Source organism: Pseudomonas sp. LF020, assembly GCF_053456425.1.
Genome location: NZ_JBRFIX010000012.1, coordinates 74,990 through 90,141, shown reverse-complemented (window position 1 = coordinate 90,141; position 15,152 = coordinate 74,990). Strand labels below are relative to the sequence as shown.

Annotated in this window: 13 protein-coding genes; 6 read left to right on the top strand and 7 right to left on the bottom strand. The window is 62.1% G+C overall.

Translation table 11 applies throughout. The annotated features are described in order from the left end of the window. Position 1: 1 nt before the first annotated feature. From ACU680_RS24125 to ACU680_RS24095, 7 genes are all read right to left on the bottom strand, one after another. On the bottom strand, positions 2-1,357 hold the full coding sequence (locus ACU680_RS24125) for a nucleobase:cation symporter-2 family protein (RefSeq protein ID WP_448180702.1): 1,356 nt from the start codon (positions 1,355-1,357) through the stop codon (positions 2-4). 257 nt (positions 1,358-1,614) lie between these two features. Next, entirely contained in the window at positions 1,615-2,655 is a 1,041-nt protein-coding gene (locus ACU680_RS24120; RefSeq protein ID WP_448180701.1) for a CobW family GTP-binding protein, read from the bottom strand. Positions 2,656-2,761: 106 nt separating this feature from the next. Next, the gene (locus ACU680_RS24115; RefSeq protein ID WP_448180700.1) at positions 2,762-3,361 is read right to left on the bottom strand and encodes a UbiX family flavin prenyltransferase; all 600 of its coding nucleotides are present in this window, start codon (positions 3,359-3,361) and stop codon (positions 2,762-2,764) included. Further along, entirely contained in the window at positions 3,358-4,743 is a 1,386-nt protein-coding gene (locus tag ACU680_RS24110) for a UbiD family decarboxylase (RefSeq protein ID WP_448180699.1), read from the bottom strand. The genes ACU680_RS24115 and ACU680_RS24110 overlap by 4 nt, the downstream gene beginning before the upstream one ends. Positions 4,744-5,022: 279 nt before the next feature. Beyond that, the gene (locus ACU680_RS24105; protein ID WP_003224037.1) at positions 5,023-5,928 is read right to left on the bottom strand and encodes an amidohydrolase family protein; all 906 of its coding nucleotides are present in this window, start codon (positions 5,926-5,928) and stop codon (positions 5,023-5,025) included. 4 nt (positions 5,929-5,932) lie between these two features. Beyond that, a complete protein-coding gene (locus tag ACU680_RS24100) occupies positions 5,933-6,862 on the bottom strand; it encodes an amidohydrolase family protein (protein WP_086792694.1) in 930 nt (309 codons plus the stop codon). A 337-nt stretch (positions 6,863-7,199) separates the two neighbouring features. Next, on the bottom strand, positions 7,200-8,090 hold the full coding sequence (locus ACU680_RS24095) for a LysR substrate-binding domain-containing protein (RefSeq protein ID WP_448180698.1): 891 nt from the start codon (positions 8,088-8,090) through the stop codon (positions 7,200-7,202). A gap of 118 nt (positions 8,091-8,208) precedes the next feature. Between ACU680_RS24095 and ACU680_RS24090 the strand changes: the two genes are divergently transcribed. From ACU680_RS24090 to ACU680_RS24065, 6 genes are all read left to right on the top strand, one after another. Beyond that, the gene (locus tag ACU680_RS24090) at positions 8,209-8,673 is read left to right on the top strand and encodes a (2Fe-2S)-binding protein (protein WP_448180697.1); all 465 of its coding nucleotides are present in this window, start codon (positions 8,209-8,211) and stop codon (positions 8,671-8,673) included. Further along, entirely contained in the window at positions 8,673-10,886 is a 2,214-nt protein-coding gene (locus ACU680_RS24085) for a xanthine dehydrogenase family protein molybdopterin-binding subunit (protein WP_448180696.1), read from the top strand. Before ACU680_RS24090 ends, ACU680_RS24085 begins: the two co-directional genes overlap by 1 nt. Before the next feature lie 6 nt (positions 10,887-10,892). Then, complete coding sequence (locus tag ACU680_RS24080) at positions 10,893-11,786, top strand: LysR substrate-binding domain-containing protein (protein WP_448180695.1); 894 nt, start codon at positions 10,893-10,895, stop codon at positions 11,784-11,786. Between the two features lie 189 nt (positions 11,787-11,975). Beyond that, entirely contained in the window at positions 11,976-13,472 is a 1,497-nt protein-coding gene (locus tag ACU680_RS24075) for a helix-turn-helix transcriptional regulator (protein ID WP_448180694.1), read from the top strand. A gap of 134 nt (positions 13,473-13,606) precedes the next feature. Then, on the top strand, positions 13,607-13,864 hold the full coding sequence (locus ACU680_RS24070) for a DUF1652 domain-containing protein (protein ID WP_123588182.1): 258 nt from the start codon (positions 13,607-13,609) through the stop codon (positions 13,862-13,864). Positions 13,865-14,790: 926 nt separating this feature from the next. Next, on the top strand, positions 14,791-15,012 hold the full coding sequence (locus ACU680_RS24065) for a hypothetical protein (RefSeq protein ID WP_045122399.1): 222 nt from the start codon (positions 14,791-14,793) through the stop codon (positions 15,010-15,012). The last annotated feature ends 140 nt before the right edge of the window (positions 15,013-15,152 follow it).

Here is a 15,152-nt window from a genome sequence, read left to right as displayed (position 1 = left end):
GTCAGAGAATGTGCGAGGCGGATTTGCCGGCTGTGGTGTCTGGCACGCTGACGCCGTTGAGCGCCGCGTTGAGCAGCACCGACACCAGGCAGGCGATGACCACGCTGCTGTGCAGGAACGGCTGTGACCACTCGGGCATTTGTTTGAACAGGGAAGGCGCGAGCACCGGCACCAGCGCGGCGGCGATGGTGAAACCGACGATCAGCACGTTGAAGCGATTGCGTTCGTAATCGACCTTGGCGAGGGTCTGGATGCCCGCTGCCGCGACCACGCCGAACATCGCGATACCGGCGCCGCCCAGCGCTGCGGTCGGCATTGACGCGATGATCGCCCCGGCCTTGGGCACCAGCGCAATCGAACACATCAACAGGCCACTGACGGCGACCACCCAACGGCTGCGCACGCCAGTCAGGATCACCAGGCCGACGTTTTCCATGAATGCGATAAACGGGAATGCCGCGAACATCCCGGCGATGGTGCTCGCCAGGCCATTGGCGCGCAGGCCGTTGATCACCTGCTTGTCTTCCACCGGTTTGTCGACGATGTCGCCGATGGCCACGAACAGCCCCATCGACTCGACCATCTGCACGATCATTACCACCACCATGGTCGCGATGGGGATCAGGCTGAAAGTCGGCAGACCGAAGTAGAACGGGTAGGGCACGGTCAGCCACGGCGCCTCTTCGACGCTGTGGAAATTGCCCATGCCCAGACCGTAGGCCAGACCGGCGCCGACCAGCATCCCCACCAGCACCGCCATGTTGCGCAGCAACGGACTGCCATAGCGATTGACCAGCAGAATGGTCAACAGCACCACCACTGCCACCGCGAGAAATGCCGGGGCGCCGAAATTGCTCGCGTTGCGTCCGCCACCGACCCATTCATAGGCGATCGGGAACAGCTGCAAGCCGATCACCGTGACGATGCAGCCGGTGACCACCGGCGGGAAAAACCGCCGCAATCGGCCCACGAACGGCGCCATCAGCATGGTGAAAATCCCGGCGCCGATCACCGCGCCGCAAACTCCGGCGAAGCCCACGTCGGGGTTGCTGCCGATGGCGATCACCGGGCCGACGCTGCTGAATGCCACGCCTTGCAGAATTGGCAAACGCACGCCGAATTTCCAGAAGCCGACGGTCTGCAACAGGGTGGCGATGCCGGAGCAGAACAGCGTGGTGCTGATCAGCACCACGGTGTCGGCGTGGGACATTTTCAGCGCGCTGGCAACAATCAACGGCACGGCGATGGCGCCGATGTACGAGACGGCCATGTGTTGCAGGCCGAGGGTGAGCATCTGTCGCACCGGCAGGACGCGGTCGACGGGGTGCACGGTGGAGGAAGGAGTGGCTGACGACATGGGGAATCACCTCTGGCTGTTTTTATGCGGTAGAGAGGGGTATTCGTCTGATGCCGATCAATTGATTGACGCCGTGATGACACCTGTGGCGAGGGAGCTTGCTCCCGCTGGACTGCGCAGCAGGCCCATGCTGTTCAGGGGCCGCTTCGCGACCCAGCGGGAGCAAGCTCCCTCGCCACAGGTACCGTGTCACCGCCAAGTGATCGTTCCAGTCATTCGTGCTGCGAAGCCGCCATCCACCGGCTCCGGTGCCTTGCTCAGCCTGCCAGGCAGGCGGCAAAGCCCTGGTTCAGCGCCGCGCGGTCCAGGTCGCGGCCGATGAACACGATCTTGCTCGAACGAGGCTCGGTGCCCCATGCGGTCGAGGCGCGGAATTCCACCAGGCTGTGCACGCCCTGCAGCACGTAGCGCTGGTCTTCGTTGGCCACGGCGAGCACGCCTTTCATGCGATAGAGGTTGTCGGCCTGGGACGAGCGCAGTTCGCTGATCCAGCGGTGGAACGCCATCAGGTTGACCGCGCCGTCCACGGCGATGCGCACCGATGACACGCTCGGGTCGTGTTCGTGGTCATCCGATTCATGCTGGTGGTCATGCTCGTGATGCTCAGGCTCGGCGCCGATTTCCATGAGCTTCTGCGTGCACTCGAACGCGCCGATGCCGAGGATTTTCGTCAGATCGATTTGCGCGTGGGTCGAGGTCACCAGATCTGCGGTGGCGTTCAAACCACGGATCTTGCCGCGCAGAATGTCCACCTCTTCAGGGCTGACCAGATCGACCTTGTTGATGACGATGCGGTCGGCGCAGACGATCTGATCCACCGCCTGATTGTCGACGCCATCCAGTTGCAGATCCTCCAGGTGCTGGGCGATGTGCTTGGCGTCGACCATGGTCACGATGGCGTCGAGTTCGACTTCCTCGGCAATCGGGTCATTGATGAAAAAGCTCTGTGCCACCGGATATGGATCGGCCAGACCGCTGGTCTCGATCAGGATGTGATCGAGGCGCACCGGGCGCGCCACCAGTTCGCGGACGATGCGCACCAGATCCTCGCGAACCTCGGCGGTGCAGCACACGCAGCCGTTGACCATCTCGTAAATTTCTTCGGTCTCCGAGCTGAGCACCAGATCGCCGTCGATGCCGACCTCGCCGAACTCGTTTTCGATCACGGCGATCTTGCGGCCGTGGTTTTCCTTGAGGATGTAGTTGAGCAGGGTGGTTTTGCCGGCACCGAGGAAGCCGGTGAGGATGGTCACGGGGATTTTGGTGTTGGGGGTTGGGGCGTTGAAGGGGGTGTTCATCTGGAGCTCCTTACCTGTGTTTTTTGTCGGAGTGCGATCAACTGTGGGAGCTGGCTTGCCAGCGATGGCGGTGTGTCATTCACCAGTGATGCCGGCTGACCTGTTGCTATCGCTGGCAAGCCAGCTCCCACAGGGGCCGGGGGGGGTCTTGCCATCGGCAGGCAACGCCGGCATCCAGGCCGAACAGATCGAGCACCCGGCCGAGGCTGTGATCGACCATTTGCCCAAGACTCTTGGGCCGCGCGTAAAACGCCGGCACTGGCGGGGCGATGATCCCGCCCATCTCGGTGACGGCAGTCATGTTGCGCAGGTGGGCGAGAGTCAGCGGGGTTTCGCGGGCCATCAGCACCAGGGTGCGGCGTTCCTTGAGGGTGACGTCGGCGGCGCGGCCGATCAGCCCGGAAGACGTGCCGGTGGCGATCTCCGCCAGGGTGCGCATCGAACACGGCGCGACCACCATGCCCAGGCAGCGAAAGGAACCGCTGGCAATCCCGGCGGCGACGTCATCGGCGCGGTGGTAGTGGCTGGCGAGCGCAGTGACCTCGGCCAGTTTGTAGTCGGTTTCGTGGGCCATGGTCAGCAGCGCGGCGCGGCTGATGATCAGGTGGCTTTCGATGTCCAGTTCGGCGAGCAATTGCAAAAGGCGCACGCCGTAGATGAAGCCGGACGCGCCGCTGATGCCCACCACCATCCGCTGGCGGCTCACGATGCCAGCCCTTTGAGCAACACCCGCGCACGTTCGAGCACATCCTGATCCAGCTGCGCCTTGATCCCGTCGAAGCCGGAACCGCGTGTGGCATCAAGGCCCATGCGCGAAGTGGTGCCGTTGACCGAAGACGACGGATCCAGCGGACTGCCGGGCAAGCCATCGATCACGAAAATATCCAGATGCGGCTGGAAATGCGTGGCCAGCGCCCACAACACCTGGCTGTCGTCGGTGATGTCGATATCGCTGTCCACCGCAATCACGTTTTTCAGGTAAGGGTCCCAGCCGAGCAGGGCGAGCATGATTTGCCGCGCCTCACCGTCGCGGCTCTGGTCCAGCCCCACGTAGCAATGAAAATGCGTGCCGGAGTTCGGGTAATGCACGGCGGTGACGGCAGGGAAACGTGCCTTGAGCTTCTCGCTCATTTCCGCTTCGCGCGGCAGCCGGGCGAGGGTCAGGTGCTCGGCGTAACGGCCGCCCATGACATCGACCAGCCAGGCGTCCTTGCGCCGCAGCAGGGTGTCGACGCGCAACACGTTGTTGGTCGAACGATCCGAGGAATAACCGCTGAACTCGCCGAACGGGCCTTCTTCGGCGTAAGCCGTCGGGTCGATGGCGCCTTCCAGGACAAATTCGGCGTAAGCCGGTACGCCGATGCCATAGCGCGGGGTTTTCACCAGCTCCAGCGGCGCGCCGAACAGGCCGCCGGCGACGGCGCGTTCATCGGCGCCATACGGCAGGCGTGCGGCAGCAGCGAGCATGAACAACGGATGCGCGCCGACTACCATTGCCACGCGCAATTCTTCACCGCGTTCACGGGCGGTCTGCAGCATCCGCCACAAGTGTCCACGCGAGTGCAGGCTGGTCGCCAGGGACTGGCGGGCGTGGCGCATCGAGCGGTGGTAGCTCATGTTGGCAATGCCGGTCAGCGGGTCCTCGGCGATGATGATCGCGTTGGTGATGTACGGGCCGCGGTCACTGTCGAAATGCTTGAGCATCGGCAGCAGCGCCAGATCCACGGCTTCGCCTTCGAACACTTCATCGAGCACCGGGCCGCTTTCCACGTAGCGCGGGGCGATGGGCTGGTTGGCGCGGCGCTGGAAGGTTTCGTGCAGTTGTGCCGGGGTGACGCCGAACAAGCGGGCAATGCGGGTGCGGGAGGCGAACAGGTTGGTTGCCACTGGTACCTTGAGGCCGCCGACGTTTTCGCAGATCAGCAACGGATCGCGGCCCTGTGCGGCGAGGGCATCAACCAGGGCGGTGACGTCCTGATCAGCAGAAATTGCTTGGGTGATGGTCAGCACATCGTCCGGGTATTCACGGCTATAGGCATCGATGAACGCGTGAAAGTCCTGAGAATCGCCGAGCGTCGAACGGGTCATGGTTTCACCTCGTAAAAAGCAGGCACGCAGGGGTGAGAAGGCGTTCGATCGAGCAGCCGTTGGCCTGCCGGTCGAGGGAACGCCGGGTCATCTTCGTGCCTGTAAAGTCGCTGTGTTGCCTCTACTGTTCACTAAGGTGCTGAGCAGATCCCTGTGGCGAGGGAGCTTGCTCCCGCTGGACTGCGCAGCAGGCCTTGTTCTTTGGGGGCGGCTTCGCCACCCAGCGGGAGCAAGCTCCCTCGCCACAAGGGTTCAGCATGGCTTCAGCGAACAGCGGTATCAGAGATAAGTGGTGGTCAGGCGAATATCCGCCTCAACCAGGTCTTTGGGCGGCGGCGTCGGCTCGATCCCGCACAACCGGGCGATGTTGTTGCCCAGGTAGTCTTCGAGATGATCCTCATCGATGCCCAAGCCCTGCGGTGCCGGTGAGCACAACACCTCCAGCTCGCGCAGCCACATGCCCGGTTCGTTCGGCGGCGAGTCGGTGCCGAACACGATCTTGTTGCGCGGCAGTTCCTTGGCGAACTCGACGATCCGCGACTGGAAGCACCAGCCGGATTCGCAGTACACGTTCGGCGTGTCCATCGCCATCCAGAACGCCTCGAACGAGTAATTGCCGCCGGTCTGGATGCCGAAGTGGCCGATGATGAAATTGACCATCGGGAACTCACGGATGATCGGGTAGAACATCGTCGGAATGGTGTACGGGCCATCGCCGGTGTGGATCAGCACCACGATGTTGTACTTGGCGCAGACCTTCATCGCCGGGCGCAACCAGTCCAGCGCCCGATCCGGACGATAGCCGTGCATGTTGGCGTGCAGCTTGAGCATCTTGAAGCCGTATTCCTTGATGTGGAATTCCAGCTCCGCCGCACCGTTTTCCGGTCCCCAGCGCGGGTTGAAGTTGAAGTTGCCGATGAAGCGATCCGGGTACTTCACACAGAGTTCGGCGACATACGACATGTAGTCACGCACGCCCTCGCGGCCCCGGCGGTTGCCGTCGCGATAACCGGTGTTGCCCGGTGGCGGCTGGATGAAACCCATGTCGATGCGGCGTGGTTTGCCGTTGATCATGTACGGGCCGTCCATCAGCTTGAGCATGCGCTCGCCGGTGAACGGTTCGCCGGTGTGGCGCCAGGCCTCGTCGACCAGGTTGGTGGGGTGCAGATGGGTGTCGATGATCATCGGTTCAGCTCCTGGCCAGTTGCGTGGTGACGGGGCGCTTGAGTTGCGCCTCTGCTTCGGAAACGGAACGCGGCGGCGGGGTCGGTTCGAGGCCGATCATCCGCGCGGTGTTGTTGCCTAGGTATTCCTCGAGGGTGTCTTCGTCGAGGTTCAGGCCTTGCGGCGGCTCGTGGCACAACACTTCGAGCAGGCGCAGCCACATGCCCGGTTCGTTCGGCGGGGTGTCGGTGCCGAACAGGATCTTGTGCGTCGGCAAGACCTTGGCGAACTCGACGATCCGCGATTGCAGGCACCAGCCCGATTCGCAGTAGACGTTGGGCAATTCCATCGCCCATTGCATCGGTTCGAACACGTAGACGCCGCCGGTCTGCACGCCGAAGTGGGCCATGATGAAATTCACGTTGGGGAATTCCTTGATCATCGGCACCCATTCCGACGGGATGCTGTACGGCCCGTCGCCGGTGTGCAGCTTGACCGGAATGCCCAGCTCGGCGCATTTCTCGAAGCACGGGCGCACCCAGTCCAGCGCTCGGTCAGGCCGGTAGGCGTGCATGTTGGCCTGCATCTGCACCATCTTGAAACCGTGTTGCTTGACGTAGCGCTCGATCGCCTCGACGCCGTTTTCCACGCCACAGCGCGGGTTGTAGACGAAGCAGCCGATGAAACGATCCGGGTAGGTCTGGACCATTTTCAGGGTGTAGGCCATGTAGGCGTCGATGGATTCGCGGCCCGAGAGTTCGCCGTCGGTCCAGGTGTAAATCGTGTTGCCCTGCGGCGGCTGGATGAAGGCTTTGTCGATCCGGCGAGGTTTGCCGTTGACCATGTACGGGCCATCCATCATCTCCAGCAAACGCTCGCCGGTGAACGGGTCACCGTCATGCCTCCAGGCGAGGTCCACGAGATCCGTGGGATAGCAGCTGATATCGATGATCATTGAAGTCGATCTCCTGATAGCGGGGAAGGGAGCCTTGCGGCTCTCGGCATCCACGCCCCGGGCTATCGGCCATTTCTATGCGCAGCACTCGCGCATTCCCTCGCCTGTTCGCATCCGGCCCGGGTGGGTGGTTGCTGAGGGCGAGTATTGGAAAGGGGGGAGGGGTTCGTACAATATTAATTGGGTGGGGTGGTGATACTTGGGCGATATGGTTTTGGTTTTAGGGTGAATGTGCCGACGCCATCGCTGGCAAGCCAGCTCCCACAGTGATCGAAGTGTTGATCCGATCTGTGTCACACCACAAAAACCTGTGGGAGCTGGCTTGCCAGCGATGGCGTCAGGACTGTGTACGCGCAGCCAACTGCCTGATCACCTCAACCACCGGCGCCACCCGCTCGGCCTGCCCGTGCGGCCACACGGCGTAGAGGTTGTAATGCGCGGCAATCTGCGCCTCGTTCAGCGCCACCAGCCGCCCATTGCGCAACGCATCGGCAGCCAGCAATCCACGCACCAGCCCGGCACCGACACCCGCTTCAGCCGCCGCAATCAGGTTCGCCGCATTATCGAAAATCACCCGCGCCGGTGGCTCCTCGGGCAGCATTCCGGCTGCGTCCAGCCACGGAATCCACGAGCGCCGCGTATAGCCCAACAGCGGCAGTTCAAGAATCTGCGCCGGGCTCAGCGGCAACTGCAAACCATAGCGCTCAAGCAGCGCCGGCGAAGCCACCGCCAACACCCGATCGCCACAGATCTGCGTCATCTCGCAGTCATCCCAATCGCCATAACCGTAACGCAACGCCAGGTCCACGCGCTCGAAGCTGCTGCGGTCACTGCGCGGCATCGACAGCAGCGTCACCTCGTAATCCGGCAGTCCGTCGAGCAACTCCGGCAGGCGCGGATTGAGCCAGCTCTGCGCCAGCTCGCTGTCCACATCCAGAGTCAGGCGCTGCGCCACGCTGCGGTTTTTCACCGAGGACAGTGCGCGGTCGATCTGCGCCAGACCGTCCGACAGCACGCTGGCAAACAGCTGCCCGGCGTCGGTGAGGTTGCTGCCGCCGCCTTCACGCACAAACAACGGCTGACCGATGAAATCTTCCAGTGCGCGAATCTGCTGGCTGATCGCGCTGTGAGTCAGATCAAGTTTGCGCGCCGCGCTGGAAAAACTGCCACTGCGCGCCGCGTGGATGAACGCACTCATGGACTGCACTGACGGGTATCGCTTGTACATGTTGTTAGTCCTGCTAACAGCGGTTGGCAGAAATCGTCGCTGGCCGCGATTTGCCCGGGGTTCCAATAATCGATGACCAGGCCCGCACAAAGACGGGCCGCTCTTTTGGAGCCTGACAATGATCGCATTCACGGTTAACGGCGAACGACGCGAGCTGGATGAAGCGTCCCCCTCCATGCCCTTGTTATGGGTACTGCGTGACCAACTGCAACTCACCGGCACCAAATTCGGCTGCGGCATGGGCCTGTGCGGTGCCTGCACCGTGCATCTGGACGGTGTCGCGGTGCGTTCCTGCCAGTTGCCGCTGGCCGCCGTCGCGGGCCACAGCATCACCACCATCGAAGGTTTGTCGCCGAACGAAAGCCATCCGCTGCAACTGGCCTGGGTCGCCGAAGATGTGCCGCAATGCGGCTACTGTCAATCCGGGCAGATCATGTCCGCCGCCGCGCTGCTCAACACCGGCGCAGCGGTGAGCGACGATTCGATCCGCAATGCGATGTCCGGCAACATTTGCCGCTGCGGCACTTACGCGCGGATCAACAAAGCGATCAAACGTGCGGCGAACGCGCCGAAGGAGGCGTGATGAGCCTGCGCGACGACATCTTGCTCGAACCGTCCCGCCGAGTGTTTCTCAAGCAAACGGCGACGCTCGCTTCGGGCCTGGCGATTGCCTTGTACCTGCCATCCGGCAGCGCCGCCAGCGACCCGAAGGCGCCGGCCCCGGCCACGGAATTCGAGCCCAACGCCTGGGTGCGGATCTTCCCCGACGGCACGGTGAAACTGGTGGTGCACAAGCACGATTCCGGCACCGGCACGCAAACAGCGCTGGCCGCGTGTGTGGCCGAAGAGCTGGATGTGAACCCGATGACCGTGCAGGTGATCACCCCGGAAGATCCGTTCTTCGAGACCTACATTCATCCGGTCTGGAAAGTCTTCTCTACGGGCGGCAGCACCAGTGTTTCCCTGGAATACGAGCGCTTGCGCATGGCCGGGGCCACGGCGCGGGCGCTGCTGATCGCGGCGGCCGCAAAGCAATGGAAAGTCAGCCCCGACAGTTGCAGTACCGAAAAAGGCCGGGTCATTCACGCGGCCAGCAAACGCAGCCTCGGCTACGGCGAACTGGTCGGCGTGGCGGCGCATTTGCCGGCACCGGCCAACGTCACGCTGAAGGATCCGGCGCAGTTCAAGTACATCGGCAAACTGCGGCACAAACGGGATGCCGCGGCCAAGGTCTGCGGGCGCTTCAAGTACAGCATCGACGTGCAGTTGCCGAAGATGCTGGTGGCGGTGATTCAGCGCGCGCCGGTAGTCGGCGCGAAAGTGCTCAGCGTCGATTCGGCGGCGGCATTGCAGGTGCCGGGCGTGCGCCAGGTGCTTGCGATTCCGGGGCGGCCCGATGTACTCGGTGGCAACCTGGAAGGCGTGGCGGTGCTGGCCGACACGTTCTGGGCGGCGCAGCAGGGCCGCAAGGTGCTGGAGATCAAATGGAGCGACTCGCCACTGGCCGGGTTCGACAGCGCGGAACTGGCCAAGGCCCAGGCTGCGGCTATTTCCGACCCGCACAGCCAAACCGTCACGGCCATGACGCATGGCGATGTCGACGCGCAATGGCCGCACGCGGCGCAACTGCTCGAAGCCGATTACCGCATGCCGTACAAGGTGCAGAACCCGCTCGAGCCGATCTGCATCACCGCGCACGTGCAAGATAAGGCGATCACTTATTGGGGCGGCGTGCAGGTGCCGTCTTCGGCGCTGGAAGCCGCGCAAACCGTGTGCGGCATCGACAAAGGCAAGGTCACCATCAACGAACTGGTGTCCGGTGGCAGCTTCGGTGCGCGGGAGGCCAAATACTGGTTGTTCGAGGTGGCGTATCTGGCGCAGCAGACCGGCGTGCCAGTGAAACTGCTCAACAGCCGCGAAGATGAAATGCACGCGCTGTTCAATCACCCGGCCACGTTGCACCGGGTCACAGGCGCGCTCGATGCCCACGGCCAACTCAGCGCGCTGCAACTGCACGCGGTGTCACCGGCCTCGCCGGAGCAGTGGGAGCCGGGCTATTTCGAGCGCCCGGATCACATGGATTACAGCACCACCGAAGCGATCACCGCGTGGGACTTCGCCTACCGTCCGCCGCATCTGCAGTTGAACTGGGTCAAGCACGAAAGCCATGTGCCCAGTGGCTGGTATCGATCGGTGAGCTTTATTCCCAATGTGTTTGCCGTCGAGAGTTTCATGGACGAGTTGGCCCACGCAGCGGGCGCCGATCCGCTGGCGTTCAGGCTGGCGAATATGCAGGAACGGCCACGGCATGTGGCAGTGCTGAAACAGGCGGCCGGGCGCGCCGGTTGGGGCCAGCCGCTGCCACCGGGCACTGCGTTGGGAATTGCCACCAATCAGGGTTACACCAGTTTTATCGCGGTGGTGGCGCGGGTCGCGACGGTCGATGGCAAGCCGAAAGTCGAGAAGCTGACCTGCGTGGTCGATTGCGGTTTGGCGGTGTCACCTGGCGGCGTCGAGGAACAGATTTACGGCGGCCTGATGTGGGGCCTCGGCCATGCGTTGTTTGATCGGCTCGACATCCAACAGGGCAGGGTGGTGCAGAGCAATTTCCACGACTACCGCGTGACGCGCATGTCGGACATGCCCGCCACCGACATCGTGGTGTTGGAGGGTGAGCCAGGCAAACCCGGTGGCGTCGGCGAGTTAGGCAGTCCGTCGGTGGCACCCGCGATTGCCAACGCCTTGTTCGCGCTGACCGGCGTGCGCCAGCGTTCAACGCCGCTGACTCTGGGGTAAGCCGCCATGGACCTGCGTCTGCTGCGCTATTTCATGGCCCTGGCCGATGAGCTGCATTTCGGTCGCGCCGCCGAGCGTCTGCACATCTGCCAGCCGCCGCTGAGCCAGCAGATTCGTCTGCTGGAAGAAGAACTCGGCACGCCGCTGTTCGAGCGCAGTCACCATCGGGTCGAGCTGACAGCGGCGGGGCAGATGCTCAAGGAGCAGGCGCCGCTGGTGTTCGAACAACTGGAACGGGCGCTGGACCTGACCCGCCAGACCGGGCGCGGGCAGCTCGGCGAGCTGGAAATCGGCATGATCAGTTCGGTGATGGTCGGCGTGCTGCCCAAGGCCCTGCATCTGTTTCGCGAGCGCTATCCGCAGGTGAACTGGCGGCTGCATGAAATGACCCCGGCGGCGCAGGTCAAGGCGCTGAAGGAAAAACGTATCGACGCTTGCGTGTTCCGCGTCGGTTATGACGATCCGCTCTTGCGCAATGAACTGCTGATCTACGAGCCGATTCATGTGGTGATGCCGGCAGATCATCCGCTGGCCTGTCGCGAGGTGCTGGCGCCAGCGGATCTGGCGCAGGAGCCGTTTGTCGCGCTGGAGCTGAAGCAGTCGCGGTTTGCCAACTTTCTCTATCAGTGCTGTATTCAGGCCGGTTTCACGCCGCAGATCCGCCAGCAGGTGATCGAGGTGCAGACGTTGCTCAGCCTGGTACGCGCCGGGTTTGGGGTGGCGCTGCTGCCGGCTTCGATCGAGCAACTGGCACCTGCGGGGCTGGTGTTTCGCAAGCTGACCCCAGCGCTGCCGGAGGTGCCGTTGTATGCCACTTACCGCGCTGATGATGCTTCGCCGGTGCTCAGGCTGTTTCTCGATACGTTGCGCGAGCTGGTGGACATGTCAGGCCAACCTTGATCCCCCTTGTGGGAGCGAGCTTGCTCGCGAAGACGGTGTGTCAGCCGACGAATTATTTGACTGAAGTACCGCATTCGCGAGCAAGCTCGCTCCCACAGGGGGACTGTGATGGTGCGGGAATTTATGTTCGGCACGATCACGATTGCCTGCGGTCGTAATCTTCACACGTGCATTCCCTGTGGAGATCCAATGAGCCAGGAAGTCCTGACCACTGAAACCAACCGTCGCCAGCTGCAGCAGATCATCGCCGGGCTGTCCGACGGGGTGATTCTGCTGGAGCTCGATCAGAGCATCCTCTGGGCCAACGAGGCGGCGCTGGCGATGCACGGTGTCAGCCGGATCGGTGAGCTGGGCGTAAATGCCGATGAGTATGCCAAGCGTTTCACTCTGCGTTATCGCAACAATCACGTGATCCCCCCGGAAAATTATCCGATCAGCCGCGTCGCCCGTTGCGAAGTCTTCAGTGATCTGTTGATCGAGCTGAGCGCCGTGGAGGATCCCGAGCATGTCTGGGTGCACAGCGTGCGCAGCATGGTGCTGACCGACCGCGAAGGGCAGCCGGAGTCGCTGGTCTTGATCATGAGCGATGTCACCGATTGGGCCAACGCCGAGCAGCGCTTCGAGAAAACCTTCAACGCCAACCCGGCGCCCGCGGTCATCTGCCGTCTCAGCGATTTGCGCTACATCAAGGTCAATCCGGGGTTTCTGGAAATGACCGGCTACACCCGCGATCAGGTGATCGGCACCTCGGCCTATGAGATCGATATTTTCGAGCAGGCCGAGCAAAGGGATCTGGCGATCCAGCGTCTGCGCGATGTGGCGACCATTCCGCAGATGCAGGCTCAACTGCGCCTGCCCGATGGCGGCAGCAAGCAAGTGATCGTTGCCGGGCAACCGTTGGTGCTCAATGATGAGGATTGCATGTTGTTTTCCTTCGTCGACATGGAGCTGCGCCACAAGGCCGAGGTGGCGCTGCGTCAGAGTGAAGAGCGTTTTGCCAAGGCGTTCCGCCTGACGCCGGTGCCGATTCTGATCTGCACCGCCGAAGAGCAGCAGGTAATTGATGTTAATCAGGCGTTCCTCGACGCTTTGGCGTACGAGAGTGACGATGTCGTCGGTAAAACCGTGACCCAATTGAGTTTCATCGACGACGATGGCGCGCGGGCCCGACTGCTGACCGCCCTGGCGAAAAGCGGTCGGGTTGATCGGGTCGACGTCCGGGTGCGCAAGAAGGATGCGGATCTGCTGGAGTGCGCGGTATCTGCCGACACCGTGAATATCCAGGACACGCCGTGCTATTTGCTGGTGCTGATGGACATCACCGAACGCAAGCGCACCGAGCTGGAGCTGGTGGCGGCGATTGAAGAGGTGATGAAGGATGCTTCGTGGTTCAGCCGGACGCTGATTGAAAAACTGGCCAATGTGAAAAAGGTCAATTCGCCGCAACTGCCGAGCGTGTCTTTTACTGACCTGACGGCGCGTGAGCGCGATGTGCTGGGGCTGATCTGTGAAGGGCTGGCCGACAAGGAGATCGCCGCACGCCTGAAGCTGGCGCCGAACACGGTGCGCAATCATGTGGCGACGGTGTATTCCAAGCTCGATGTGCACAGTCGCAGCGAGGCGATTGTCTGGGCGCGGGAGCGTGGTCTGTTCTCCGGAGAGTGGAGCGGAAAGGGCCAACGTTAGGTGCAAATGCACTAGTTGATACGGTGCAAATGGATGTTTTGGTACGGTGGGGCAGTTCTTAGTCTGTTGGGGTGCGATACGAGCCTGTCGGCTTGGGATCGTCTCCCTTCGAAACAGCTAAAGGAACAGGCTCCATGATGAATCTTGCGCAGTTGCGCGCCAGCCTCGAACAGAGTTTTTCGCCATTGGCGTGCGAGTGTTCAGTGGATGGGGATCATTCGCTGACGGTGAAGTTGTATCACCCGGATTCGGGGCAGGTGGATCTGGTGATCAGTGGGTTGAAGCTCGATGCGTTGCGTACGCCTGAGTCGGTGGCGGCGCTGGTGGATGAGTTGCGGTATGAGTTGGAGAGTAATTCTTTGCGGGCTGCTCGGGATCCGGATATGGCTTAGGGTTTTAGGGGGTTTTAGGGGGTTTTAGGGGGTTTTAGGGGGTTTTAGGGGGGGTTAGGGGGTTTTGGGTGTATATCCGTTGCTGCGGTAACGGCCTCCTAAGGTTCCGCCCTTACGGCGGGTCACTTTTTCCAGACGCCGAAAAAGTAACCAAAAAGGCTTTACCCTGACGTTCGGCCCTCGCCTGGGCTCGGGTTCCTTCGCTGCGGGATTCATCCGGGGGGCAGCGCCTACGGTTTGCTTCGCTGCACCTCCTCTCGCTGTGTTTGGCTGCGCCAAACGGTCGCTGCGCTCCCACCCCTGGATAAATCCCTCCACTCAGCCTGCCGACGGGCCCTCAGATCAAAAGCTTTCGGCGAGCTGACACTCGGCCAGTGTAGGAGCTGCCGCAGGCTGCGATCTTTTGATCTGGGGCTTCAGGGAGCCAGCCTGCTGGTGATGGCGGCCTTACAGCCGACCTGTTTCTGGCAGGAATACTAATCCTTGTGGGAGCTGGCCTGCCAGCGATGGCGGCCTCACAGCCGGCCTGTTTCTGGCATGAATACTAATCCTTGTGGGAGCCAGCCTGCTGGCGATGGCGGCCTGACAGCCGACCTAGTTTTGTCAGAAATACTCAATCCTTGTGGGAGCTGGCCTGCCGGCGATGGCGGCCTCACAGTCGGCCTGTTTCTGGCAGAAATACTCACACCTGTGGGAGCTGGCTTGCCAGCGATGGCGGCCTTCCAGAGAACACATTTCTTGCTGATGTATCCCTCCCACTCAGGTTTGCTCCCCACAAAATCGACAGCCAGTTCCCCCATCCCCCTCCATTTCACTGGCGCTTACAGGGTGGTCGGCTATAAAGAATGAGTGGTCAGGTCTTCCGTCATCCGCGGTATTCGTGCGCAATGGCGGAAGTGGCTCTTCCATTCACCGCGGGTCGTCCTATGAATAATCCTGGGAAACGCGTGTATCTGCCGTTGTCGCTGGCTTTCTCCGTTGCGCTGCTCAGTGGCTGTGCCAGTCCGCCACCACCGCCTCCTGCTGCACCTCCACCACCGCCGGTGCGTACTTGTCAGACGCTGGAAAACACTCAGGTGTCCGGCGATATGTACGTTGACGAGCAGGTCACTCGGCATATCACCACCACCCGGTGTGTCACGCAGTAGCGCTGTGGGGGGGCGCGTTTGCTGTTGCGGAAGTTGTCGGTGCGCTTCGTCAGGTAATGGCCCAAGGTCATTGACTGACAGAGAACCCCTGTGGGAGCGGGCTTGCCCGCGAATGCGGTGTGTCATTCAAAGCGATGGTG